2 protein-coding genes and 1 pseudogene are annotated in these 2,065 nt (G+C 40.8%); all 3 read left to right on the top strand.

Annotation, left to right across the window (positions count from 1 at the left end; genetic code table 11):
- A partial coding sequence (gene bamD, locus GX437_11300) for an outer membrane protein assembly factor BamD (protein ID NLJ08246.1) occupies positions 1 to 767 on the top strand: 767 nt, incomplete at its 5' end.
- Between the two features lie 2 nt (positions 768 to 769).
- Complete coding sequence (locus GX437_11295; protein ID NLJ08245.1) at positions 770 to 1,114, top strand: DNA-directed RNA polymerase subunit omega; 345 nt, start codon at positions 770 to 772, stop codon at positions 1,112 to 1,114.
- Positions 1,104 to 2,065: pseudogene (coaBC, locus tag GX437_11290) on the top strand (bifunctional phosphopantothenoylcysteine decarboxylase/phosphopantothenate--cysteine ligase CoaBC). The gene GX437_11295 and the pseudogene coaBC overlap by 11 nt, the downstream one beginning before the upstream one ends.

Below are 2,065 nucleotides of genomic sequence, written 5' to 3'. Positions count from 1 at the left end.
TTGTGCTTATCATTTTCAGTTCCTGCAGTGAGTTTCAGAAAATCCTCAAAAGTGATGACATCAACCTGAAATATGCCACTGCCCGTGAGCTGTTTGATAAGGAAGAATACCAGAAAGTTATTTTGCTGCTCGAAGACATTTTGCCATACTACCGGGTGTCGAGTGATGCCGAACTCATAGCCTATATGTATGCTTACTGCCATTTCGGACTTGGTAACAACCTGGTGGCTGCCCAACGTTTCAAACTGCTGTACGAGACTTATCCCTACGGAAAATATGCCGAGCAGGCACTTTTCAACTATGCTTACTGTACTTATCTTGAATCACCCCCCATTTACCTCGACCAGTCTTCCACAAAAACAGCCATCGAAGCCTTGCAGTTTTTCATCAACCGTTTCCCGTCAAGCGATAAGGTGGAAGAGTGCAACAAGTATATTGATGAACTGTACAAAAAGCTTGAACAAAAAGACATTTCAGTTGCAAGGCTTTATTACAAGCTTGAAGATTACCGTGCCGCTATCTGGACACTCACCAAAGTAATTGAAGATTATCCTGCCACAGAAGAAAAACCTGAACTGGCCTATCTGGCACTTGACGCACATTATAAACTGGCCGTCAACAGTATTGAATCAAAAAAAACAGACCGTTTTCAGGAAACGATAGCTTTTTATCAGAATCATAAATCTGATTTTGAGAATACAAAATATGCCCAACAGGCGTTGAATATCTTTAATAATGCTTCAGAACAATTAAAAAAGTTAAAATAACGATGAACAAATTTGAACATCTCGAGCTTTCAGTTGTACCGAGAGATATTACAAAGATCTCAAAGATTTCGGGAAATTTATACGAAAGCGTAGTCATTATTTCAAAAAGGGCTCATCAACTTGCAGTACTTGAAAAACACGAAATTTCTGACAAATTAGCAGAATTTGCACCGCGTACCGATTCGCTGGAAGAGGTTTACGACAACCGGGAACAAATGGAAATTGCTGTTCATTACGAAAAGCTCCCAAAACCTTCCATTATTGCCACCCATGAGTTTTTAAATGGCAAAATCTATTTCAGAAAACCGGAAATTTCTGAAGAACAGCTATTGGAAAATGATTTCTGATAAAAAGATATTACTGGGGGTTTGTGGCGGTATTGCTGCTTACAAAACAGCCTACATCATCCGTTTACTCGTTAAGGCAGGAAATGCTGTCAAGGTAATTATGACGCCTGAAAGCCATCATTTTATTACCCCTCTTTCTCTTGCCACGCTATCGAAAAACCCTGTTTATACAGAAAGTCATGATCCTCAGACAGGTAAATGGAACAGCCATATTGAGCTTGCCGAATGGGCAGACGCTTTTCTGGTTGCACCTGCTACGGCCAACACCCTTGCCAAAATGGCTCATGGAATAGCCGATAACCTTTTGTTAACTACTTATTTATCAGCCACCTGTCCGGTTATTCTGGCACCTGCAATGGATTTAAACATGTATAAACATCCTTCGACCAGAAATAACCTTGAGATTTTACAGTCAAGGGGAAATATCATTATTCCTGCCACAGAAGGAGAACTGGCCAGCGGATTATGCGGTGAAGGACGTATGGCTGAACCCGAAGATATTGTAGTCTTTTTAAACAAACATTTAAAGTAGTCGGAATGACTGCTTCCTGGAAAGGGAAAAAAATCCTGATTACTGCCGGACCTACTTATGAACCCATCGATCCGGTACGCTTTATCGGTAACAGGTCATCAGGGAAAATGGGGTATGCCCTTGCCGAAGCCTTTTCAGACAAAGGCGCTGAGGTTATTTTCATCCATGGACCGCTTGCTTTTCCTGTTTCGCTCTCAAATGCCAGAACTATCAGCATTGAAACCGCTGAAGAAATGTATCTGGAAACCGTTAAATATTTTCCTGAATGTCAGGTTGCTGTTTTAGCTGCTGCCGTTGCAGATTATACCCCTGCTGAATATCATTCAGAGAAAATAAAAAAAGGAGATGATTCTTTTATTCTTAAACTCAGAAAAACGAAGGACATCCTTGCCACCTTGGGTAAAATGAAACAAAACTGG

The sequence above is a fragment of the Sphingobacteriales bacterium genome, from assembly GCA_012517435.1.
Lineage (GTDB): Bacteria > Bacteroidota > Bacteroidia > CAILMK01 > JAAYUY01 > JAAYUY01.
This window is presented reverse-complemented; position numbering and strand designations above follow the sequence as displayed.